This window comes from Rhizobium sp. RCC_161_2, from assembly GCF_041355235.1.
GTDB lineage: Bacteria > Pseudomonadota > Alphaproteobacteria > Rhizobiales > Rhizobiaceae > Rhizobium.
In genome coordinates this window covers 572,085-595,253 of the sequence record NZ_JBFUPL010000003.1, presented here as the reverse complement: position 1 = coordinate 595,253, position 23,169 = coordinate 572,085, and the positions used below count along the sequence as shown (strand labels likewise).

21 protein-coding genes are annotated in these 23,169 nt (G+C 60.7%); 4 read left to right on the top strand and 17 right to left on the bottom strand.

Annotated features, from left to right (window positions below; all coding sequences use genetic code 11):
• Window positions 1–22 precede the first annotated feature (22 nt).
• The 3 genes from AB6803_RS10750 to AB6803_RS10740 all read right to left on the bottom strand — a co-directional run bounded on the left by AB6803_RS10750 (window position 23) and on the right by AB6803_RS10740 (window position 3,662).
• Window positions 23–1,108: a serine hydrolase domain-containing protein gene (locus AB6803_RS10750; protein WP_371108854.1), complete on the bottom strand. Its 1,086-nt coding sequence runs from the start codon at window positions 1,106–1,108 to the stop codon at window positions 23–25.
• 39 nt (window positions 1,109–1,147) lie between these two features.
• Entirely contained in the window at window positions 1,148–2,350 is a 1,203-nt protein-coding gene (locus tag AB6803_RS10745) for a DUF459 domain-containing protein (protein ID WP_371108853.1), read from the bottom strand.
• 88 nt (window positions 2,351–2,438) lie between these two features.
• Window positions 2,439–3,662 (bottom strand): lytic murein transglycosylase, encoded by a 1,224-nt coding sequence (locus AB6803_RS10740; RefSeq protein ID WP_371108852.1) that lies wholly within the window; start codon window positions 3,660–3,662, stop codon window positions 2,439–2,441.
• 203 nt (window positions 3,663–3,865) lie between these two features.
• Between AB6803_RS10740 and galU the strand changes: the two genes are divergently transcribed.
• On the top strand, window positions 3,866–4,753 hold the full coding sequence (gene galU / locus AB6803_RS10735; RefSeq protein ID WP_371108851.1) for a UTP--glucose-1-phosphate uridylyltransferase GalU: 888 nt from the start codon (window positions 3,866–3,868) through the stop codon (window positions 4,751–4,753).
• Window positions 4,754–4,809: 56 nt separating this feature from the next.
• On the opposite strand, the gene AB6803_RS10730 is transcribed toward galU, so the two are convergent.
• Entirely contained in the window at window positions 4,810–6,312 is a 1,503-nt protein-coding gene (locus AB6803_RS10730; RefSeq protein ID WP_371108850.1) for an outer membrane beta-barrel protein, read from the bottom strand.
• 177 nt (window positions 6,313–6,489) lie between these two features.
• Between AB6803_RS10730 and AB6803_RS10725 the strand changes: the two genes are divergently transcribed.
• A complete protein-coding gene (locus AB6803_RS10725; RefSeq protein ID WP_371108849.1) occupies window positions 6,490–7,485 on the top strand; it encodes an SIS domain-containing protein in 996 nt (331 codons plus the stop codon).
• Here the strand turns inward: AB6803_RS10725 and AB6803_RS10720 are convergent, their stop codons facing one another.
• Both AB6803_RS10720 and AB6803_RS10715 read right to left on the bottom strand, forming a co-directional pair.
• Entirely contained in the window at window positions 7,486–7,944 is a 459-nt protein-coding gene (locus tag AB6803_RS10720; protein WP_371108848.1) for an NfeD family protein, read from the bottom strand.
• 3 nt (window positions 7,945–7,947) lie between these two features.
• Window positions 7,948–8,961, bottom strand: a complete 1,014-nt coding sequence (locus AB6803_RS10715; protein WP_371108847.1) for an SPFH domain-containing protein — start codon at window positions 8,959–8,961, stop codon at window positions 7,948–7,950.
• Between the two features lie 307 nt (window positions 8,962–9,268).
• Here AB6803_RS10715 and AB6803_RS10710 point away from each other — a divergent pair, with 307 nt between their 5' ends.
• On the top strand, window positions 9,269–10,177 hold the full coding sequence (locus AB6803_RS10710) for a S1C family serine protease (RefSeq protein ID WP_371108846.1): 909 nt from the start codon (window positions 9,269–9,271) through the stop codon (window positions 10,175–10,177).
• 21 nt (window positions 10,178–10,198) lie between these two features.
• On the opposite strand, the gene hemH is transcribed toward AB6803_RS10710, so the two are convergent.
• The 11 genes from hemH to AB6803_RS10655 all read right to left on the bottom strand — a co-directional run bounded on the left by hemH (window position 10,199) and on the right by AB6803_RS10655 (window position 21,341).
• Entirely contained in the window at window positions 10,199–11,233 is a 1,035-nt protein-coding gene (gene hemH, locus AB6803_RS10705) for a ferrochelatase (RefSeq protein WP_371108845.1), read from the bottom strand.
• 97 nt (window positions 11,234–11,330) lie between these two features.
• A complete protein-coding gene (locus AB6803_RS10700) occupies window positions 11,331–13,382 on the bottom strand; it encodes a 5'-nucleotidase C-terminal domain-containing protein (RefSeq protein ID WP_371108844.1) in 2,052 nt (683 codons plus the stop codon).
• A gap of 148 nt (window positions 13,383–13,530) precedes the next feature.
• On the bottom strand, window positions 13,531–13,851 hold the full coding sequence (locus tag AB6803_RS10695; protein ID WP_371108843.1) for a hypothetical protein: 321 nt from the start codon (window positions 13,849–13,851) through the stop codon (window positions 13,531–13,533).
• Between the two features lie 28 nt (window positions 13,852–13,879).
• On the bottom strand, window positions 13,880–14,266 hold the full coding sequence (locus tag AB6803_RS10690; RefSeq protein WP_371108842.1) for a hypothetical protein: 387 nt from the start codon (window positions 14,264–14,266) through the stop codon (window positions 13,880–13,882).
• A gap of 182 nt (window positions 14,267–14,448) precedes the next feature.
• Window positions 14,449–15,900, bottom strand: coding sequence for a homospermidine synthase (locus AB6803_RS10685; RefSeq protein WP_371108841.1), 1,452 nt, complete (start codon window positions 15,898–15,900; stop codon window positions 14,449–14,451).
• 194 nt (window positions 15,901–16,094) lie between these two features.
• Entirely contained in the window at window positions 16,095–16,988 is an 894-nt protein-coding gene (locus AB6803_RS10680; RefSeq protein ID WP_371108840.1) for a DUF3445 domain-containing protein, read from the bottom strand.
• Window positions 16,989–16,997: 9 nt separating this feature from the next.
• Window positions 16,998–17,366: a DUF4440 domain-containing protein gene (locus AB6803_RS10675; RefSeq protein WP_371108839.1), complete on the bottom strand. Its 369-nt coding sequence runs from the start codon at window positions 17,364–17,366 to the stop codon at window positions 16,998–17,000.
• Between the two features lie 19 nt (window positions 17,367–17,385).
• Window positions 17,386–17,670 carry a YciI family protein gene (locus AB6803_RS10670; RefSeq protein WP_371108838.1) on the bottom strand — a complete coding sequence of 95 codons (285 nt, stop codon included), beginning with the start codon at window positions 17,668–17,670 and terminating at the stop codon, window positions 17,386–17,388.
• Window positions 17,671–17,674: 4 nt separating this feature from the next.
• Window positions 17,675–18,316, bottom strand: coding sequence for an aminotransferase class IV family protein (locus AB6803_RS10665; protein ID WP_371108837.1), 642 nt, complete (start codon window positions 18,314–18,316; stop codon window positions 17,675–17,677).
• Entirely contained in the window at window positions 18,301–19,461 is a 1,161-nt protein-coding gene (locus AB6803_RS10660; protein ID WP_371109008.1) for an aminodeoxychorismate synthase component I, read from the bottom strand. The genes AB6803_RS10665 and AB6803_RS10660 overlap by 16 nt, the downstream gene beginning before the upstream one ends.
• Window positions 19,462–19,484: 23 nt before the next feature.
• Window positions 19,485–21,341 carry a M3 family oligoendopeptidase gene (locus AB6803_RS10655; RefSeq protein ID WP_371108836.1) on the bottom strand — a complete coding sequence of 619 codons (1,857 nt, stop codon included), beginning with the start codon at window positions 21,339–21,341 and terminating at the stop codon, window positions 19,485–19,487.
• Window positions 21,342–21,562: 221 nt separating this feature from the next.
• Here AB6803_RS10655 and AB6803_RS10650 point away from each other — a divergent pair, with 221 nt between their 5' ends.
• Complete coding sequence (locus AB6803_RS10650) at window positions 21,563–23,146, top strand: sigma-54-dependent transcriptional regulator (RefSeq protein WP_371108835.1); 1,584 nt, start codon at window positions 21,563–21,565, stop codon at window positions 23,144–23,146.
• The last annotated feature ends 23 nt before the right edge of the window (window positions 23,147–23,169 follow it).

Genomic DNA, 23,169 nt, shown 5'->3' with positions numbered 1-23,169 from the left:
TCGCTTCGGCGAGGCCTTTCGTTTAGACGTTCATCGCTGCGGGGAGAACGAAGCGCCGAAGAATGGTATCTCCGACCGCCGGCTGGAGCATGGGATTGTCGTAGAGGCCCGCCAGTACGACAACCGTCATGCCCAGGCTTGGGATGACGTAGAGCCTTTGCCCGCCCCATCCGACAGCCGCAGTCCAGGTGACTTCTTGCCGATTAATCAGCGAGCGCCCAAGCCACCACTGGAATCCGTAGAAGTATAGGCCTTCCCCCTGGATTTGCGGTGATGTGGCCTGATCCGTCCAGGTGGGCGATACGATTTTGGTATTGCTCGAAATACCTTTGTTCAGGACCAGCTGACCGATCTTAGCGACATCGCGCGGCCGCATGCGCAAGCCGGAGGTGACGTTGGGAGTACCGTTCGGGTAGCGAACCCACTCCACGTCGTCGATACCCAGCGGGGAGAAAAGATATTCCTTCGCAAGCTGATCGGGCTGCCGGCCCGATACCCTGTGCAGAATGGCACCAAGCAGGGCAGTCAGTCCGCCATTGTAGGTATAGACGAAGCCCGCCGGTCTAGCGACCGGTTGTTCCAGAACGTAGCGGTGCGGATCTGCGGCCGCCATCATACAACGTTCGCTGTTAGCCGGATTGCTGTAAGGCAAGTCTTCGCTCCAGGCGAGGCCGGCAGACATCGTCAGGAGATGGCGGAGCGTGATCCTGTCTTTCTCCGGCGTACGAAGATCGTCGTGATCGGGAAAGAAGGAGAAAACCGGCGTGTCCAGATCCTTGATCCAGCCGTTCTCGACGGCAATGCCGATCAGCAGAGAGGCGATGCTCTTGGTGATGGAGCGCAGATCGTGCCTCAGGCCGGCATGATAGGCAACGCGGCCGAGCGGCGTCGCCCACGCCTTGTCATCGCCGGTAAAATATCGCTCATAGACCAGTTTGCCATGGCGCGCGATGACGACGGCATGTGCATTTGCCTCCGTCCACGCTTCAAAATGTGGGCCGATGCCTCGCAATATATCCGCATTGAAACTCTGCTCTTCGGGAGTGGACAGCGTCCATCCATCTGCCAAGGCGTCTGGCAAGCCAAGGTCTGCAAGCGGTTCTGCCATGCCAAATTGCCCGTTGTGCTACTGATCTCTGAAGGTTCTTTACGGAGTAGCTGTTGCACCCCCCGGCAGCCGATAATCATCGACACGTCCTGTCGGGGCCGGGGCCATCTGGCCTTTTTCGACCAGGAGGTCGCGGGGCGAGGGCGTCGTAGGTACCGGGGCGGGGGCGCCGCCGAGGAGCTGGGAACCGCCGTCGAGATTGGGGTCGGAGATGCTCATCGGCTGGGTGCGGGTGATCTTTTCCGTCTCCGTCGCCGGCAGGTTTGCCTGTTCGGGCGCCAGCGGATTGCCGGTGTCGAGGCGTGTGATATCGGGGCTTGCCTGATCGCCCAGCAGCCGGCGCACCGGCTTTTCGATATAGAAGGCGACCTTGCGCTTGCCTGCCGCCGTCAGATTGACGCCGTCGGCGGTTCTGAGCCGCACCTGCTGGCCGTTGATGTCGGAGCCGGTGACGATGAACTCGCCGTTCTGGTCGGTGAACCCGTCCCAGATATCGATGAACTCGCCGCCGACGCTTGCGACCTGACTCTGATAGAGTTGATTGAGCTTCACCGCGCCTTCGGTCAACTGATCCGAGCCGAAGGCCGGCAGGCCGACCCAGATGAGGGGGATATGACGGTTCGTCACCAGCTTGGCGAATTGCTGCACGCGCTCCTCATAGGCGAGGAACCAGGGGTCGGTGCCATATTTTTCGTTGAGGCCGTCACCGATGATCTGCTGGCGGTCGTTGGCGCCGATCATCACGACGACGACCGCCGGCTTCAGCTGATCCAGCATGGTGGGGAGTTGCTGCGGCCAATTGTAATAGTCCTGGCGCACGAGACCGGAGGCGACGGTGCCGCGGGTCTGGACAACGACGCCGGGCGAAGTCGAAAGGGCGTCTGCCAGTCCGTCGCCGAGGCCGCTTGCCAGGAAGTCACCGACGACGAGGATCGTCTTGGCGTCAGGCAGTTTTTCCGCCGGTGGCGGCGTATCCGGTTGAACCACCACTAGGCGCGGCTTCGGCGGTGGTGCGACCCGTTTGCGCGGCTGCGTCGAGCGCCTCGGGGCCGGCTGATCATAGGGCTGGTCGGGAATATCCGGCTCGGACCGGCCGAACAATATGTCGAGCAGCGTCTTGCGCGACCGCTCCTGCGCCTCGGCGGGCGTCAGCAGGCAGGCAAGGGTAAGACAGACGGCAAGAAGCGTCGCGAGGGTCGATTTCGCGGCAGCCATGATTGTGCGGGCAGGTCGTTTTTTCATCGGGCTCTTTTCCGCTCAATGCCCCATGGTCGCATGAGGACGGCACCGCCGTCCAGCCGATCCAAGGTTCATGGTTGACGGCGGCGACCTATTTGCGCAGCGCGTTCAACAGGCTCATTGAGGGTTCGCCATCGGCGTCCATGCCGATGCGCTGCTGAACCGCTGCAATGGCGGCCTTGGAGCCGGAGCCGAAATTGCCGTCGACAACGCCGTCATAATAGCCGAGTTGCTTCAGCCGCGTCTGCAACTCGAACTTCTGCTTCACATCCAGCGTGCCGCTCGGGCGCGGCCAGGATTGCTGCATGCCGCCATAGCCGGCGAGTTGGTCGGCGAGCAGGCCGACGGCAATCGCGTAGCTGTCTGAGGCGTTGTAGCGCTTGATGGTGAAGAAGTTGCCGGTCATCAGGAAGCCAGGCCCATTCGGTCCACCCGGCATCTTCAACTGCGCGCGTTCGGAGTTCAGGCGGAAGCCCTTGCCGTTCGGGCGGGCGAAGCCGAGGGCGGCCCATTGGGCGAGCGTGCGTGTCTTGCCGGCCTGCGCGCTGCCACCCGCAGGCACGGTCACTTCATAGCCCCAGGTATGTCCGGTGCTCCAGCCGTTCTTGGCCAGAAGGTTTGCCGTCGTTGCCAGCGCGTCGGGAACCGAATTCCAGATATCAGCGTGGCCGCTGCCATCGGCATCGACGGCATAGAGCAGGTAGCTGGTCGGGATAAATTGCGTGTGGCCCATGGCGCCGGCCCAGGAGCCGGTCAGCTCCTTGCGCGAGATGTCGCCATTCTGCAGGATTTTCAGCGCCGCGATCAATTGTTTCTTGGCGTAGTTGGCGCGCTTCGGGTCGGCATAGGCAAGCGTCGCCAGCGCGCGCGGCACGTAATGGAGCTTCTCTTCCTTGGCAAGGACTGCGCCGTAATTTGATTCCATCGACCAGATGGCGAGCATGATATTGCGGTCCACCCCGAAATGCTGTTCAAGTGAGCGCAGTGTGGAACCGTATTTGGTCGCCATCTTGCGGCCAACATCGACGGTATAGGGGTTGACGCGGGAATCCAGGTAATCCCAGATCTGGGATTTGAATTCCGGTTGGTATTGCGCTTTTTCGAGGACCGTGGGGTCGGGGTCCGTTACGCCGGCAAATGCATTGCGATAGGTCGACTGCGTAATGCCGCTCTTGGCGGCGGTGCTGTAGAAACCCGCAATCCATTTTTGGAACCCTGGGTCCGCATTGGCGTTAATGGGGGTCAATCCCGCAAAGGCGCTAAGCGCGAGCGCCAGAGCGAGACCAAGAAGGGAGTGTTTGCGGTTTGAAGTCATCTACAGCCGTGTCCATCAATACTTGGATTTCGGAGCGGCGATGCACGTAGCAGTCGCCCAAGCATGACATTACAGGAATGAAGTCAACAAATTGTTTACCATGGAAGCCGGGGTCAGTCATCATTGCAAAACAGTCGCAAATTTATTCTACTGACCCTCAAATAATGTTGGCGCAGAACGATTTAATTCCCCAGGAGGTATGAGTGGGACAGCATAAAAAGGTGCGTAAGGCAGTATTTCCGGTCGCCGGGCTCGGGACGCGATTCTTGCCGGCTACCAAGGCGGTGCCGAAGGAAATGCTGACCGTCGTCGACAAGCCGGTGATCCAATACGTCGTCGACGAGGCGATGGAGGCGGGCATCGAGCATTTCGTGTTCGTGACCGGCCGTAGCAAGCATGTCATCGAAGACTATTTCGACATTCAGTTCGAGCTCGAGCAGACATTGCGCCAGCGCAACAAGAACGCGGAGCTGACGCTTCTGAGCGGCCTGTTGCCGAAGGCCGGCACGGCAAGCTTCACGCGCCAGCAGGAACCGCTCGGCCTCGGCCACGCCGTCTGGTGCGCTCGTGAAATCGTCGGCGACGAGCCGTTCGCGCTGCTTCTGCCCGACATGGTCATGAGCGCCGAAAAGGGCTGCATGAAGGGCATGATCGAGCTCTATGAAACCAGCGGCGGCAATGTCATCGCGGTCGAGGAATGCACGCCGGATCAGACCCACAAATACGGCATCGTCGGCGTCGGCGACGCCATCGGCAATGGCTTCCGCATCACCGGGATGGTTGAAAAGCCGGCCAAGGGCACTGCCCCGTCGAATTTCTTCATCAACGGCCGCTACATCCTGCAGCCGGAGATTTTCGAGATCCTGGAGAGCCAGGAGCGTGGTGCGGGCAACGAGATCCAGTTGACCGACGGCATGCTGAAGCTTGCGCAGAAGCAGGATTTCGCCGGTTATCACTTCCAGGGCCAGACCTTCGACTGTGGCGCCAAGGATGGCTTCATCCTCGCCAACGTCGCCTTTGCCCTCGCCCGTGCGGATATCCGACCGACTGTCGAAGACGGACTGAAGGCGCTGGTCGCGGCGCTGAAGTAACGGCGATCAAAGTCTTCTCTCCCCGCTCTCGAGAGTTTCGAAAGGGCGGGGAGAGTTTACCTCTTCACCGTCAATCCCACACCCGCCTGGACCTGTCGTGTATCGTCGCCCGTCTTTCGTGACGTCAGCTGGTAGCCGACGTTGCTGGTGAGATCGAGGTAGCGGTTGATGCCCCAGGTGAAGCCGAGGGCTGCGTCATATTCCGTTTCGTCGGCGAAAGAGCTGTCGGAGGGATAATTGCGCCAGATCGTGCCGCCGCTCAGCTTGGCGGTGAGGTCGTCGCGCAGCTGGTGGCTCAGGGTGCTGGTTAGCTGATAGGCGGTATAGCCGCTTTCGCCTGCCGTCGTGGACGGCTGCACCGTGGTCGCAAGACCGATGCTGACATCGGTGCCACGCTGCGGCGACCAGGCGAGCTTGCCGTCGACGGTCGGTGAATCGATCGCGGCGAGCCGTGAATCGTCGAATTCCGTGTGTTGGTAGCCAAAGCCGAGTTCACCCTTCATCTTCTCGCCGAGGTCGAGCTCGACGCCTGCCTTGCCGCCGAAGCTCTGGTTCGAGCGGGCGTAGCCGTTGCTGTCATGCGACTGGTCGTATACGGCGAGGCCGAGATCGGCTTCGAGGAAGGGAATGAGGGCTGGCGACAGCTCATAACCGATACGGCCGCTCCAGGTGCCTGCCGTCTGGTTGCGGTCACTGAGCGTGACCGGCGTTCCGTCCGAGAGCACAGCGTCGGAATAGACAGTGCGGGTCAACGCCACGGCGGTCGTGCCGCGCAGCACGCCAAAATCACGCTCGAGCGAGAGGCCGGTATTGAACTGGTTGACGGCCGATTGCTTCGAGGCGTTGGCAATGGCGTTCGGGTCGCTGGTATCCTCGCGGAAGAATTGATAGCCGGCGGTGATATGCGCGACGGTATCGGCCGGAAGGTCGAGGCGCAGGTCGGCGTTGAGATTGACGGTCGGCTGCTCCGCGCCGCTGCCGCTGAGATTCTTCTGCCAGACGCCTTCACCGGTGATGGTCAGCGCGTGCCGATCCCAATCCGAGGTCAGTGTGCTGCGCAGGTCGGTCTGCAGGAAGCTGTGGTCGTCATTGGTGGAGCCGGTGCGGTTGCGCTCGACATTGACGGACTGGTTGATGGAGGGGCGCAGGGTAAAGGTGCCGAGCGGTATGCCCTGCGCGTCGTCGCGGTCCGGATATTGCCGAGCTCTCAGATCATCGACGCCGGTCTCGCGCAGATTGACGCGGCGCAGATCGTCGTCGAGGGTCGAGCCGGTCGTCGTCGGGTCGATGCCCCCGAGCCGCAGGCGACCGTTGACTGGCGTGTCCGTATTCGTGGAACTCTGGTTCGTTGCTTTGGTCGTCTTGGACTTGGTGGATGTTGTGGTCGTGGCGGGAAGATCGAGGCTATCGGTGTCGGTCGATCCTGCCTGGCTGGCATCGGCCGACTGCGCATGAACAGGCATCGGCATGGCGAATACGCCCCAGCCCAGCAGAGCGGATGCAGCGCATGCCGTCAGCCGGAGGGAGCGTCCACCCGCCTTGTTGTTGCCGATGTCCATTTGATCCTATGTCTGATCTTACTGGAAATGCCTTAAATTCTTACCCAATCCTAAAGCCTCATGGTTAACGCTTCCTTGCCAGAGAATTATAAGGAGTAGGGGATGACAGGCTTGGTCCTTGCTGTGGGAAAACGATCTCCGGTGGACAGAAATAGAGAAAAGCGGTAGGCCTCCGTCATGAATAAGAGAGCAGTGAAATTCATCGAGAACGGTGCGATCGAATCCGCGATGCGGACGATCGAGATCGAAAGGCAGGGGCTGGAAGCGCTGGAACGCGCATTGGCCGACGGTTTGGCCGGGCCTTTCAGCCGAGCGGTGGAGGTGATCGGCGGCATCGATGGGCGCGTCATCATCACCGGTGTCGGCAAGAGCGGCCATATCGGCAACAAGCTCGCTGCCTCGTTCGCCTCCACGGGAACGCCGTCTTTCTTCGTGCATCCGGTCGAAGCCAATCATGGCGATCTCGGCATGATCACCCAGGACGATGTCATCATCGCCATATCATGGGGCGGCGAAAGTGCCGAGCTGCGCGGTATCATCAGCTATTCCCGCCGCTTCTCGATCCCGATGATCGCGATCACCGCCGGCGAAACCTCGACGCTGGCGCGTGAATCCGACGTGGTCCTGTTGCTGCCGAAGGAGCAGGAAGCCTGCCCGCACGGATTGGCGCCGACGACGTCGACGCTGTTGCAGCTTGCGATCGGCGACGCGCTTGTCGTGGCGTTGCTGGAAGCGCGCGGTTTTACCGCCCAGGATTTCCGCACTTTCCATCCGGGCGGCAAGCTTGGTGCGAGCCTCTCGCATGTCGTCGATATCATGCATAAGGGCGATCGCGTTCCGCTGGTCAGCCTGGGCACCGGCATGCCGGAAGCCGCGATGACGCTCTCGAATATGCGCTTCGGCTGCGTCGGTGTGATCGATGACGACGGTTGCCTTTGCGGTATCATCACCGATGGCGATATCGCCCGTAATCTCGGCAGCAGCCTCGCGGAGATGCGGGTTGACGAGGTAATGACCCGTAATCCGAAGACGGTGAAGGAAACGACGCTGGCGACCGGCGCGATGGCGTTGCTGAACCGCTACAATATCTCGGCGCTGATGGTTGTCGACGAAACCAAGCGGCCGATCGGCATCGTCCATTTCCACGATCTGCTGCGGATCGGCGTCGCCTGATCAGGCGGCCTCGACGGTCAGGTCGCGCCCGTTGCTGGCGACGACCTTGACGCGGGTGCCGGCCGGCAGGTCCGGCCCGGTCACGATCCAATAGGTATCCTCCAGACGGATGCGGCCGCGGCCTTCGGTGATCGGCTCGTCAAGCGTTGCCGTGCGACCGACGAGGCTGGCGCTGCGCTGGTTGAGAAATGGCTCGTCCGTCACCTGGCTGTTATTATAGACATAGCGGCGGCCGAGCAGGGTGACGGTGGCGGCGGATGCCGCAAAGATAAGCCATTGCATCTGCCAGACCCAGAAGGCGCTGTCCCAGAAGAGCAGCGACAGCGCGCCGACGATAATGCCGGCAAGGCCGATCCAGATCAGGAAAAAGCCCGGCAATACGAGTTCGGCGGCGAGCAGCACTAGTCCCAGTACCCACCAGCTCCACGGGCCGAGTTGAACGACGAGATTGTCGAACATGGATCAGCTCTCCCGTGGTGTCAGCGGATTGATAGAGGGTGTGGTGCGCGCCGGGCTGGAACGTGGACGAGGGGACTGCGGCGATGTGCCATCGCCGTTATCGCCGAACACCTCGCGGGCAATTGACCCAATGCCGGCAAGCGAACCGAGAATGGAGGTGGCTTCCATCGGCATCAGCACGATCTTGGAATTGCCGGCGGTGCCGATCGCGGTCAGTGCCTCGGTGTATTTCTGCGCGACGAAGTAGTTGATTGCCTGCACATTGCCCTCGGCGATCGCCTCGGAGACCACGCGGGTCGCCTTGGCTTCGGCTTCGGCCAGACGTTCGCGGGCCTCGGCGTTGCGGAAGGCGGCTTCGCGCTGGCCCTCGGCCTGGAGCACAGCCGATTGCTTCGCACCTTCGGCACGCAGGATTTGCGCGGCGCGCAGACCTTCTGCTTCCAGAACCTGGGCGCGCTTTTCGCGCTCCGCCTTCATCTGCCGACCCATGGCGTCGACCAGATCCTTCGGCGGCTGAATGTCCTTGATCTCGACGCGGGTCACCTTGATGCCCCATGGTTCGACCGCGTTGTCGACAACGCGCAGCAGCCGTTCATTGATGGCATCGCGATTGGACAACAGCTCATCGAGATCCATCGAACCCATAACAGAGCGGATATTGGTCTTGGTGAGGTTGAGGATCGCACTTTCGAGATTGGTGATCTGATAGGCCGCCTGGGCCGCATTCAGCACCTGGAAGAAGGCGACGGCGTCGGTGGAAATGCTGGCATTGTCCTTGGTGATGACCTCCTGAGTGGGCACCGCCAGCACCTGTTCCATCACATTCATGCGCACGCCGAGCGTGTCGATGAAAGGCACGATCAGATTGAGGCCCGGCTCCAGTGTGCGGGTGTAGCGGCCGAAGCGCTGGACCGTGTAGCGATATCCCTGCGGCACGGTCTTGATCCCTGCAAACAGCACCAGGATGATCAAGACAACCAGGGCAATTACAAAGATGCTGAATCCACCGATGACCATAAAATCCTCCATCGACGTTCCCCGGACGATGCGAGGCTGACGTCATTCCCAAGCGTTGCTGTATCTCTGACGCCCACGGTCGAGTGGCTCGCGAAGCAGCTCAATCAGATGTGGTGGGTTACCATGTTCTCGGCAAGGGTGAAATGGTCTGCGACATCCAACCTTTCGCGCCCGGCAGCGAGGATATTCAATCTCGCCAAGGTCTTGCCTCCGGCCCTGCATCTTCATACCTTAGGGGAAGGAAAGATCCGGCTCGGCTGTCATGCAGTCTTCAGAGCCAAAGCATTGCGCATCAGCAGGTGAAGCTATGAATATCGATAGGACCTTGCGCTCGGTCGTGGCCGTGCATTCCAAAATTCCAGAGGATGCCTTTACGGCGGGATCGCTCGGCACGCGCCGGGAGGGCAGCGGCGTGGTCATCCGGAACAACGGGCTGGTGCTGACCATCGGCTATCTGATCACGGAGGCCGAGGAGGTCTGGCTGACGACCAATGACGGCCGCGTGGTTCCCGCCCATGCGCTGGCCTATGATCAGGAAACCGGCTTCGGCCTGGTGCAGGCGCTTGGACGGCTTGATGTTCCCCCGCTGGATTTCGGCAACGTCGCCAAAGCCGATATCGGCGATCCCGTTATGATGGCCGATGGTATCGGCCAGTTCGTGCAGGCGAACATCGTCGCCAAGCAGGAGTTCGCCGGTTATTGGGAATATCTGCTTGATGAAGCGATCTTCACCGCGCCCGCTCATCCCTCCTGGGGAGGCGCTGCCCTCATCGACGCCGACGGCAAGCTTCTGGGTATTGGTTCGCTGCACCTGCAGATGGCGGCAAAAGACGGCGGAAGCGCCGATATCAACATGGTCGTACCGATCGATCTCTTGCCGCCCATTCTCGATGATCTGCTCAATCGGGGTCAGGTCAACAAGCCGCCGAGGCCCTGGCTCGGGGCGTTCTCCGCCGAAAGCGATGGCGAGGTCGTGGTCATGAGCGTGGCCGAGGGCGGTCCCGCCGAACAGGCGGGCTTGCGCCGAGGCGATGTCATCTCCGAAATCCGTGATGACGAGGTGGACGGCCTTGCCGATTTCTACCGCAAGATATGGGAAAGCGGCTCCGCCGGAGCGGAAATCCCCATGCGGGTCCTGCGCAATGGCCGCGAGGCATGGCTAAGGGTCAAGTCGGCCGACCGCAGCAGTTTCCTGAGGAAGCCGCATCTGCAATGAGGCGGCGCTGGGCCGTTCAGATCAGGCCCAGCCCGACAGCTCCCGCCGCACTACCGTCTCCAGCACCCGCATGCCGTCTTCGCCGTCGTTGAGGCACGGGATATGCGTGAACTTCTCGCCGCCGTTGTGGTGGAAGGATTCGGCCGCCTGTTCGGCGATTTCCTCGAGTGTTTCCAGACAGTCGGAAACGAAGCCGGGATTGAGGACGGCGATACGCTTGGTGCCTTCTTTGGCAAGGCTTTCCACCGTCTTGTCCGTATAGGGCTGCAGCCATTCCTCCGGGCCGAAACGGGACTGGAAGGTGACCATGAACTGATCCTCGGCAAGACCGAGCTTTTCACGCAGCAGCCGGCCGGTTTTCTGACAGAAACAATAATACGGATCGCCCAGTTTGAAGTACGACATCGGTATGCCGTGGAAAGAGGCGAGGATCTTTTCGGGCTTCCAGTCCAGTGTTGAAAGATGCCGGGTCACGGAATTGGCAAGTGCCTCGATGTAGGTGTCGTCGTCATGGTATTGCGGCACGGTGCGGATCGCCGGCTGCCAGCGCATCTTAGCCAGTTTCTCGAATGCCTTGTCATTGACGGTTGCCGTCGTTGCGGCCGCGTATTGCGGATACAGCGGAAAGAGCACGATGCGTTCGCAACCTTGATCCTTTAGAGCCTGGATGCGGTCGCCGATGGAGGGCTGACCGTAACGCATGGCCCAATCGACGCTGATGTTGGGTAGATCGCGCAGGCGTTGGGCCATCAGATCGGACTGATTGCGCGTATAGGTGCGGAGGAAGCTCTCGTTTTTTTCTCTGTTCCAGATCGTCTCGTAGGCCTTGCCGACTTTCTGCGGTCGAGTGTTGAGTACGATACCGAACAGGATCGGATACCATTTCCAGCGAGACCACTCGATGACGCGGCGGTCCGTCAGAAATTCACGCAGGTAGCGGCGCATGGAGGAGTAGTCGGTGCCATCCGGTGTTCCGAGGTTGACAAGCAGCACGCCAACCTTGCCGAATTTGACATTCGGGTGATCGGGCGGGACGGCGGTCAGATCTGCTGTCATCAATCATGTCCTCTCAACGAAACGAAGCCCCTCACATAGGAACAAAAACCGGCCCGGAAAAGCCCGGACCGGCGAAGTCCTGCGAGACAAATCGTCCTTACTTGGCCGGAATCTTCAATTCCTCACCGACGAGAAGGCGGTGCGGCTTGAGATTGTGGTTGGCGGCCAGCAGCTTGTGCCAGTCGTTGGGGTTGCCGTAGTAGGTCTTGGCGAGATCCCAGAGCGTGTCGCCGGCGACGATGACATGGGTCGTCGGTGTCTTCGGTGGTTCGCTGGCCGGGGCTGCCGGAGTTTCCGTCGCGGTTGCGGGAGCTGTCGCGGCGGGCGCGGGTGTCGTCGCAGCCGGAGCGGTTGCTGCCGGTGCCGCAGTCGTAGGCGCGGCGGTTGCGGGTGCCGAGGCAGCGGGTGCTGGCGTGGCCGGCGCCGTGGTGGCCGCGGGTGCCGTGCCGCTATCCGTTGCCGCTGGAGCGGGCTTTTGATCGGGCGTGGCCGCGGGCTGCTGCGTTTGCTCAGGTTTTGCGGCCTCCGGCTGGGCGGCGGTTGCGGCGACCTGTGTCACGCGGCCGTCCGTATAGGGCTTGTAGGGACTATGCGCCGCCAGATAGTCGGCCACCACGCCCGCCAGATCGGGACCGAAGTCATAGGCGTTCTTGCCGTTCTGAGCGAAGACGACATAGCCGTCGCCGCCGGCGCGCATATAGTTGTTGCTAACGACGCCATAGGTCTTGTCGGGATCGATGGGCACGAATTCCGCACCCTCTTGCACCGTGACGGAGACCAGGCGGCTGCCAGGCGGCTTGGATTTATCGTAGGTATATTTGAGACCGGAAACTTGCGGGAAGCGGCCGGCACCCTCGTCGATCTGGCTGAGGCCGTTCTCCAGCGCCGTCTTCACCTCGGCACCCGTCAGCTGGAAGGTGGCGACCGTGTTCTGGAACGGCAGCACGGTCAGCACGCCGCCCATGCTGACGTCGCCGGCGCCGATCGAGGCGCGCAATCCGCCGCCGTTCTGGATGGCAATGCTGATGCCCTGTCCCTTCGTCCGGTCGAGGATGGCGTCGGCGACGAGGTTGCCCATCGAGCATTCCTGCACGCGGCAAATCTCGCGGGCGCCTTCGATCGGGGCCTCGGAGGTGCCGATCACCTTATGGCGCAGTTCTTCGATCGGCTTGGCCATCTCCTGAACGCGGGCGGCGATTGCGGGATCGGGCTTGACCGAGGCGTCGAGGAGGATCGGATCGCCCTTGGCGTCCTTGACGGCGCCGTTGTCGTCGAAGGTGATGACGACATCGCCGAGATATTTGCTGTAGGACGCGGCCTGGACAACCGGAACCTTATAGCCGGCCGGATTGTCGACCATGGTCGGATAGGGGCCGGCGGCTTTCGGATCCGTGTTCGACAGCAGCGTATGCGAATGGCCGCCAACGACGACACTGACGCCGGCGATCTTGGCGATCTTCTCGATGTCGCGCGGATAGCCGACATGGGTGAGCGCGATGATCTTGTTGACGCCCTGCGACTTCAGCGCATCCACCTCGGCGCTGATGGCGGCGGCATCGTCGGTGATCTTGACATGCGGGCCGGGCGAGGAGAGTTCCGGCGTTTCAGTGGTGACGGCGCCGACGATGCCGATCTTCTGGCCGCCGATCGTAAGCACGATGGATTTCTTGATACGGTCGCCGATTTTCGACTGACCATCGACGACCATATTGGCGGTGACGACGGGGAATTTCGCCTTATCCAGGAAAGCGGCCAGCGGCTCTTCGCCATCATCGAATTCGTGGTTGCCGACGGTCATGGCGTCGATCTTCATATCGTTGAGGAACTCGACTTCGGCAGCGCCCTTGTAGGTCGTATAGAACAGCGAGCCCTGGAAATTATCGCCGGCGTCGAGCAACAGGACATTCTGGCCGGCAAGGGCTGCGCGGCGCTGGTCGATCATGGTCTTCATCCGCGCGGCGCCGCCGAAGCATTCATTCTTAGCTTCTTCCGCTGCCGAGCAGGTGGTGTCGAACTTGTTGATCGATTCCACGCGCGAATGGAAGTCATTGAAGTGCAGAATGTTGAGCTGATAGTCCGCGAAAGCGGCGCTTGTGCTGAGCGCCAGGGCGGCTGCAGCCAAAAGGCCCACTCCGAAGGGCTTCGTCATCTTTCTCTCCTGTTATTTTTTACAATCCGATCCGCCCGTGCCCCACGGCGGCCCCCATGACGATGTTTCCATCACGCCGGGACGAGCGCAAGCGAAAGCTGTTGGGTTCATTCGGATTTTACAAATCCACAGGCGGAAGGCCGCGAGATCAGGCACAGGCCTCGATCGAGGCGTCGCCATAAGCTTCCCGCACAGCGGCGATGATGTTCCAGCCGATGGCGAGAGAGAGGAGCAGGCAGCAAAGTGCCGCGATGCGATGAAAGCGCCGACTCTTGTCGCAATAGAGCAGGATCATGCCGCCAGCATAGAGCAGCAAGGCGGGTATGGCGATGATCAGAACGCTCGCCGGCCCGTCGCAATCGAGCGCGGTGATGCCTTGGGCCTTATAGCTATTGGCGGGGAGAACCGCCGCCAGAGCGGCGAGCGGCAAGGCGGCGATGAGAAGGATATAGAGCGCCATCCTGCGCATGGCGTCCTACCCGTCCGCGATGCCGGTCTCAGCCCTGACGGTTGAGCGAGAAATGCCCGCCGCCTTCTCCGGTGCAGTTAAGCTGACTGGGATTTGCCAGGAAGCAATTGACCTTGGAGCTGGTGCGCTTGACGTTCGAATAGAGGTTGATCTGGATCACACCCGACGGATCGGTCGTATAGGTGCCAGACGCCATCTGCGTGTTCGTACCATCGGTCGTGTGCGTTTCGAAGCGGCCACCCGAAAACGACGAGTTCAGCCCATTCGCATCGCCCCAGTTGCCCTCAACCGATGTTGCGCGCGGTTGCGCGCTCCCGCCCATGGTAACCGGTGGAGGACGGGATCCGCCGAAATCGACGCAGGCGGATAGCGCTGCCGCGGCGGTGACAAGGGCAAGACTGGTTTTGAGCTTCATAAATGTCTCCCGCGATAAAAGGCGGATTGGCGTCGTGGCGATTGCAAGAAACATGGCGCGACCATCTGTTGAAAGCAAGGCTTCACGGCCTCATCACCTTGATTTATCTGACGAGCGTAACAAAAATGCCCGCACGACCTGTGCGAGCATTTTAATTTCCGATTATTCTAATTGTCTGTCAATCAGCGAACCAGGATGTTCTTGAACTGCCAGGGATCCTTGGTGTCGATATCTTCCGGGAACAGACCCGGGCGACCATCGAGCGGCGTCCAGTCGGTGTAGTGGCCTTCTACCGGACCGAGATAGGGCAGCTGCACTTCGAGGCAGCGCTTGTAATCGATCTCGTCGGCTTCGACGATGCCGGCGGTCGGATTTTCGAGCGCCCACACCATGCCGGCGAGAACGGCGGAGGTTACCTGCAGGCCGGTTGCGTTCTGGTAGGGGGCAATGCGGCGGGTCTCTTCGAGAGACAGGCGCGAACCGTACCAATAGGCGTTCTTGTCGTGGCCATAGAGCAGCACGCCGAGTTCGTCGATGCCGTCTTCCAGTTCATGCTCGTCGAGGACGTGGTGAACCGGCTGCGGCGTGCCGCCATTGCCGAACATTTCGTGCAGCGAGAGCACGGCATCGTTGGCCGGATGGTAGGCATAGTGGCAGGTCGGGCGGAAGGTCACGTCGCCGTCCTTGTCGCGAACCGTGAAGTAGTCGGCGATCGAGATCGATTCGTTGTGCGTGACCAGGAAGCCGTATTGCGGGCCTGGCGTCGGGCACCAGGTACGGACGCGGGTGTTGGCGCCCGGCTGCTCCAGATAGATGGCGGCCTGGCAGCCCTTCTTGTGCTTCTTGGCGTTCTTCGGCATCCATTCTTCATGGGTGCCCCAGCCGAGTTCGGCCGGCTGCAGGCCTTCGGAGATGAAGCCTTCGACAGACCAGGTGTTCCAGAAGACGTTGAGCGGCTTCGGGTGCTTGGTGCGCTGCGTGTCGCGTTCGGCGATGTGGATGCCCTTGACACCGACCTTCTTCATCAGCTTGGCCCAGCCTTCGCGGTCATGCTGATCCGGCTCTTCGAACTTCAGGCCGATATCCTTGGCGAGGTTGACGAGCGCCTGCTTGACGAACCAGGAGACCATGCCCGGGTTTGCGCCGCAGGTGGAAACGGCCGTCGTGCCGCCCGGGTTCTTCGCTTTTTCCTTGCGCATGGTTTCGCGCAGCGCGTAGTTGGTGCGGTCGGCATTCTTCAGGCTCTTGTCGAAATAGAAGCCGAGCCAGGGTTCGACGACGGTGTCGATGTAGAGCACGTCGAGCTTGCGGCAGAGCTTCACCAGATCGAGCGAGCCGGTATCGACCGAGAGATTGACGCAGAAGCCCTGGCCGCCACCTTCCGTCAGAAGCGGCTTCAGCAGCTCCTTGTAGTTTTCCTTGGTGACATATTCCTTGATGTGACGAACGCCGTGCTTCGCCAGGATTTCCATGTCGGCTGGTTCTTCGCGGGGGTCGATGACGACTATCCGGCTTTTGTCGAATTTGAAATGGCGCTCGATCAGGGGCAAGGTGCCGCGGCCGATGGAGCCAAAGCCGATCATCACGATCGGGCCGGTAATTTCGGCATATACCGGATAGTTGTGTTTCGTCATTCTTGTCTCCTTCGAAGGGCAGGACGCCGTTCGGTCCGTGAAATTCAATCAGAGTTTGCGCGGAGATGCGCAAGGTGAACGGCTCTAATCACAAATTGATGTCACAATAAAGAGCTGTTCGAGGTAAGCTGGGCAAAGTCAAGATGATGGCACCATACACGCGGTATGCGACGGGTTTGTTGCTTATCGCATCGCTAAATGCCGGCCAGCATCCGCAATTGCTTCACCAGCTCGGCTTTCTGGTGGATCAATCCCTTATACGCGGTCTGGTATTCATCCAATGCATCCAGTTGCGTGGCGAAGCTCGATGCCAGTTCCGGGGCTTTGGGATGATTGGCGATCGCGGCGATCGGATCGACGTAGACGCGGATGGTGAAGAGGATATCGCCCGAGATCGGCAGCTTACGCAGCGTCTGGCGCTCGACGCGGGCGAAGCGGGTTTCGAGCGTGGGGGGCGTGGTGACTGGCGGGCGGCGATGTTTCGAGGCTGAGAGAAACAGCTCCCTTGTTGCGTTCACCGACCAGTTCAGCCGCTCGACGGGCTGCGAAACCTGCAGATTGTCGAAGATGCGGGTGATCAGGGCGGCGTTGCGCGTGCCTTCGCCAAAGCCGGGCACATCGGCGTGGATCGCCTGCATCGGCCGGCCGAATTTTTCCTGCAGCGACCAGGAGGAGGGGAAGGCGACATGGCCGGCGACAAGGTGCCAGCCATCGGCCTTCCGGCGCATGATGACGAGATCGTCTGCAACCAGCGATCCGGCTTTCAGCAATGGCGGAACAGAGGCGTCAGCCAGATCGACCGAATGACCGGCGATGGAGACGATACTGCCATCGCGATGACAGATGGTCGGATGGCCTTCGCAGAGATAGGCCGTCAGCAGGCCGAGCGCCTCTTGCTGCGCCTCCTGTGTATCGTCTTCGGCAACGAAGATCTCACTCAGATAATCACGGGAAAGACGGCGTTTCTCATCGAGATAGCGCCCGAGATCGGCGTCGGGCTCGATCCAGCGGGCGAGGTCCAGAGGCACCAGACCAATGGTGAAGGGTTTGGCGGAACCGTCATAGGGTGTGTAGGTCAGTTGTGTCATGGATGAAGTCTATCGCGTCAACGTTCCCTGATGGAAGAGCATCCGCCAACATCCGTCCGGCTCCATCCGCCAGATCGAACTTCTGAGCGATCTGACGGTTGGCTTGTCCACAAACGCGCGGGCGGCCCGGTAGGTGATGAGAGCGATGCCGTCGGACAGCGGGCGCGCATCGAAGTCCTCGAGTGTCCGCAAGGCGATATTCTGAGGATCGGTCGGAAGCTGGGTCATGATGTCTTCCAGGTCGAAGAGCCGGCCTGAGCTGCCGATTTCGCGGAACTCCGGGCAGAGCAGTTCCGCCAGTGCCTGCCGCGAGCCCCGCACCGCCGGGTTAAAGAGCCTTTCTTCCAGCTCTTTCAGATGTGCGTGCAGGTCATCCATTGGGCTCTCCGTCTTTATCTCAGCTCTTCAATGTCTCCAGCCCTTCGGTCACGGTCGTCAGGGCGATTTCCGTGATGTCGTAGGCGGCGACGCCGTGGATGGTGAAGGGGTCGGCGGCGACATAGGCTTCGAGCTCGGCGCGGTCGCCGCGGGCGAAGATGACGCCGCCGCTACGCGGCACCTTGCGGCCCGAAGCGAGGAACCAGCCCTTGGCATAGCCTTCCTTTACCCAAGCCATATGCGGCTCCATGTGTTTGTCGGCTTCGTCATTGCCTTTGAGATAGGTCAGCGAAAGAATGAGCATTGCGTCAATTCCATAGGAGTTGCGCGCGGATCAGACCGCGCAGAGAGTTTCCGACATAAAGCGTGGCATTTTCCAGATCGTCCAGCCTGATCCGGCCGACGCGGGCCTTGCGCTGGCAGATGAGTTCGGTGCGCAACACGCCGGCGAGCAGACCGGAGGAGATAGGCGGCGTTTTCAGCCGGCCGGAGCCGTCGTCGAGGAAGATCGAGGTGATGGTGCCCTCGCAGACCTCGTTTTTTTCATTGAGCAGCAGCACTTCGTCTGTCTCGGTCGGCAAGTATTCGGCGCGGGCGGCTTCATAGACGGATCGGCGAGTGGTCTTGACACGCAGCAGCGTGTCGGCGGAATCGATCCGGGTTTTGGCGATGCGGACGCGCCAGACGGTATCGGGAGCAAGTGGCGTGAAAGCGGCGGTGGTGACGTCGGTTCGTCCGGTGCGATCGAAAGTCAGGCGCACCCGCAAGGGTGCGGTCGCGCCGGCGACGGCGGCGTCCAGTTTCGTCAGCGCATCCTTGGGTGCGGGAAAGCCCAGCCGGCGGGCGGAGCGTTGCAGGCGGGCAAGATGCAGGCGCAGGCGCACGAAGCCGGATTGTGGCTCGTAACGCAGCGTTTCGATCAACGAAAAATCCTCTAACGCTTGATCCATCGATCCCCCACGGCGAAGCGTGCCTTCAGCAGGCATTCTTCATATTCCGCTTCCGCCGTCGAATCGAAAACGATGCCGCCGCCAACATTGAACACCGCGCGGCCGTCGTCGAACAGCGTGATGGTGCGGATCGCCACGGAAAAGCGCATGGCGCCCGTCGGCGAGATCATGCCGATCGCCCCGCAATAGGCGTCGCGCGGGCCGTCCTCGAGATCGTGCAGGATTTCCATTGCTCGCATTTTCGGGGCGCCGGTAATCGAGCCGCAGGGGAAGAGAGCAGCGAAGATATCGCGGATGGTCATGTCTGGGCGCAGCTTCGCCTGCACATGGCTGACCATCTGATGCAGGGTCGGATAGGTCTCGATCTCGAAGAGTTTAGGCACGTCGAGCGTGCCGACTTCGGTGATGCGGGAGATATCGTTGCGCAGGAGGTCGACGATCATGCGGTTTTCCGCCTGCGTCTTTTCGTCGGCAAGCATGGCGCTGATGATCTCGGCATCCTCGGTGGCGTCGGCGCCGCGCTTGGCCGTGCCCTTCATCGGATGCGTCTCGATCCAGCCGTCATCGTCGGTGCGGAAAAAGAGCTCCGGCGAGCGTGACAGGATGACCGGGCCGCCGAGATCGACCAGCGCGCCGTACTTCACCGGCTGACGCTCGATCAGCGACCAGAAGGCGGCTCTGATATCGCCATTCCAGCGCGCCGAGATCGGCATGGTGAGATTTGCCTGATAGCAGTCGCCCTGGCGGATATGCCCATGCAGCCGGTCGAATCTCCCTTTATATATAGCGGGATTCCACGCGGCAGTTGGCTCGGTCAGGAACTCCTGGTTTTCAAGGCGCTGCAGCGGCTGGGCGAGAGGATGGCCGTCCGCTGCTGGAGCCTCGAAAACGCCGAAGCAGAGCAACGGCGTTTCGCGATTTTCTTCAGCAAAGGGCGTAAGTTTTTCTTCGAAGAGATGGCCGGCTTCATAGGCCATATAGCCCGCCAGCCATTTTCCTTCGGTCTTTGCCTGCTCCATCCGGTCGAGGGCATCGAAGAATTCCGCGCGCGTCCGAGCGATGATGATCTCCGCCGGTTCGGCGAAGAGCATTACCTGTCCTGTGCTGTCGTCCCTAAAGAGGACGTAGGGTTGGGCATCGGCCATGCGCGGATCTTCATCAATGTGCATCAAGCACTCTTATCAAGCGCCTCAAGCTCGTCGATCAGCCCTTCGATCATCGACAGTCCTTTGCTCCAGAACGACGGATCGGTGGCGTCGAGGCCGAAAGGCTTCAGAAGTTCCGAGTGATGCTTGGTGCCGCCGGCCTTCAGCAGCTCGAAATATTTCGCCTGAAAGCCTTCTTCGGCATTCTGGTAGACGGCATAGAGCGAGTTCACCAGGCAATCGCCGAAGGCATAGGCGTAGACATAGAAGGGCGAATGGATGAAGTGGGGGATATAGGTCCAGTAGGTCTCATAGCCCTCGGAAATCTTGATCGCCGGTCCGAGGCTTTCCGACTGCACGGAGAGCCACAGCTCGCCGATATCGTCGGAAGTCAGTTCGCCATTCTTACGGGCGGTGTGCACCTTGCGCTCAAATTCGTAGAAGGCGATCTGGCGCACGACCGTGTTGATCATGTCCTCAACCTTTTGGGCGAGCATCGCCTTGCGCTCGCGCTTGTCGGTGGTCTTGTCGAGCAGGGCGCGGAAGGTCAGCATCTCGCCGAAGACTGATGCGGTTTCAGCAAGCGTCAGCGGCGTCTGGCACATCAGCGCGCCCTGGCCGCCGGCGAGCACCTGGTGCACGCCATGACCGAGTTCATGGGCAAGCGTCATCACGTCGCGCGGCTTGCCCATATAGTTCACGAGCACATAGGGGTGCGCGGAAGGCACGGTCGGATGGGCGAAGGCGCCCGGCGCCTTGCCGGGACGCACCGGCGCGTCGATCCATTCTTCATCGAAGAAGCGCTTGGCGATATCGGCCATTTCCGGGGCGAAATTACCGTAGGCGGACAGCACGGTTTCCTTGGCCTCGCTCCACGAGATCAGCGCATTGGAGGTTTCCGGCAGCGGCGCATTGCGGTCCCAGAAATTCATCTGTTCCATGCCGAGCCATTTGGCCTTCATCTTGTAATAGCGATGCGAGAGGCGCGGATAGGCGTCGCGCACGGCGGCGGCCAGCGCATCGACCACCTCGCGCTCGACGCGGTTGGCCAGATGCCGGCTGTCGGCAATGTCTTCGAAACCGCGCCAGCGATCGGCAATATCCTTGTCCTTGGCGAGCGTATTGGTGATCAGCGTGAAGACGCGCAGATTGGCCTTGAAGGTCGCGGTCAAAGCCATCGCCGCCTTGCGACGCACTTCCGGGTCCTTTTCCTGCAGCATGTTGAGGGTGACTTCCAGCGGCAGTTTTTCACCGTCGACCTCGAAGCGCAGCTCCGCCATGGTCTCGTCGAACAGGCGGTTGAAGGCGGCCGCACTCGTCATGGATTTTTCGAGGAACAGCTGCTCCAACTTGTCGTCGAGTTGGTAGGGCTTGTCCTTGCGCAGGTCGACGAGCCAGGGGAGATAGTGGCCGGCGGCGGGGTCGTTCGCCATGCAGGCATCCATCACGGCATCGTCGATGCGGTTCAGTTCCAGCGGGAAGAAGAGCAGATGGGCGGCGTAGTCGGTCAGCCGCGTCTGCACGTCGCCATAGAGCTTGCCATTTGCGGGATCGCTGGTGTTGGAGAAATAGGTGAGCCCGGCAAAGGAGCCGAGGCGACCGATGATATCGTCAAGGGCTTCATATTCTTTCAGCGCCGCGCCGATGCCGGCGTCGCCGGTCTTGGTTGCGGCCTCGGCCAGCTTGCCCTTCCATTTTTCTTCGAAGGCGATGGCCAGCTTGCCCGCCTTTTCCATGTCGCCGGTGAAGGCGGTGGAGGTGGCGGACGGATAGAGATCACTGAGCTTCCAGGCGGGCAGATCCCCAAGCGCGGCGTTGGTCGCGGCACCGGCCGGGCCGGTGGAAAAATTGAGGGGCGAATGGAGCGAGGTCGAGCTCATGGACAGTATTTCCTCTGTTTTTCTTTTCGGAACGATCCGGTCCATCCGTGTCTATTCGGCGAAAAAGGCCGCGGCAAGGGTGGACTTTCGAAGGTCGGACAATGGAGTCATAGACGATGTTACATTCGTCATAATGATTAAAATACGATGGTTTGGCAAAACGTCGTGTTCAAGCCTTTCTGCGAAGGTTCCCGTCAGGTTTCGCATGAAGTGAGGCACCAATGACTATATTTAATAGCGCCAAGGGGGGCGCGCAGGTTCTCGTTGTTGAGGATGATCCGATCCAACGACGCCTGCTCAAAAACGCCATCGAGCGACACGGACATGTTGCTCACCTGGTGGAGAACGGCCGTCTTGGTCTTGAGTTTCTGAAGCGTGATGGCGACCAGATCAATGTGATCGTGCTCGATCTCATGATGCCGGAGATGACCGGCCTCGAGCTTCTGGGCGCTCTCAGCGACATGGGCACCGATATTCCGGTGATCGTGCAGACCGGGCAGGGCGGTATCGAGACCGTGGTTCAGGCCATGCGGGCCGGCGCCTTCGATTTCGTCGTCAAGCCGGTTTCGCCGGAACGGATAGCCGCGTCGATCGCCAATGCTCTGAAGCTCGATCAGCGTGAGGCCAAGGCGCGCGCCGGACGTAAGTCACGCTCGGGTACGATCAGCTTCGACGATATCGTCTCGGCGAGCCCGGCGATGATGCGGGTGATCGATCTTGCCCATCGTGCTGCGCAATCGAATATCCCCGTGGTGCTGGAAGGCGAGTCCGGCGTCGGCAAGGAACTGGTGGCCCGCGCTATCCAGGCTGCCAGCGACCGTGCCGGCAAACCCTTCGTGACGGTCAATTGTGGTGCCATTCCGCATAATCTGGTCGAGAGCATTCTCTTCGGCCACGAGAAGGGTGCCTTTACCGGTGCGGCCGAACGGCATGTCGGCAAGTTCATGGAGGCCGACGGCGGTACGCTGTTCCTCGACGAGGTCGGCGATCTGCCGCTGGAGGTGCAGGTCAAGCTCCTGCGCGCCGTGCAGCAGGGCGAGATCGAAACGGTCGGCGCCCGCGTGGCGCAGAAGGTCAACGTCCGGCTAATCTCGGCCACCAACAAGGATTTGATCGAAGAGGTAAAGGCCGGGCGGTTCCGTGAGGACCTCTACTATCGCCTCAACGTCTTCCCGATCACCATGCCGGCGCTGCGCCGCCGCAAGGAGGACATTCCGCATCTTGCGCGCGCCTTCGCCGATCGCTTTGCGTTTGAACAGAAGCTTGGTCATTCGCTGTCGATCAGCTCTGGCGCTCTGGCGCTGCTGACGGCCTATGACTGGCCAGGCAATATCCGTCAGCTCGAAAACGCGGTCTTCCGCGCGGTCGTTCTATCGGAAGGACCGGAGCTGCTGGAAACAGATTTCCCGCAGATCGCGGCGCAATTGCCGGGCTATTTCACCGGCGAGCACCCGACCTTAGTTGTGGATAATTCGCATGCCTACAGCGTCGACGCGGTCGCAGCCGACAAATTTGAACGCGGCTTGCGCGTCGCGTCTTCGGATGAAACTACAACCTCACCGCTCTCGATCGTCGAGACGCCGTCTTCGCCAATATCGGATAATGTCATCGTCAGCACCGATACGTCCGGCGACGTCAGAAAGCTCGCGGATGTCGAAGAAGAGCTCATTCGGTTCGCCCTCAAATTCTATCGAGGACAAATGAGTCAGGTGGCAAGGAAGCTTGGAATCGGCCGTTCGACGCTCTATCGCAAGTTGAAAGACTATGGGATAGATCCTGATGACCCGCAAAAAAACGCGGCCTGAGCACGAGTTAATATTTAGGCAAG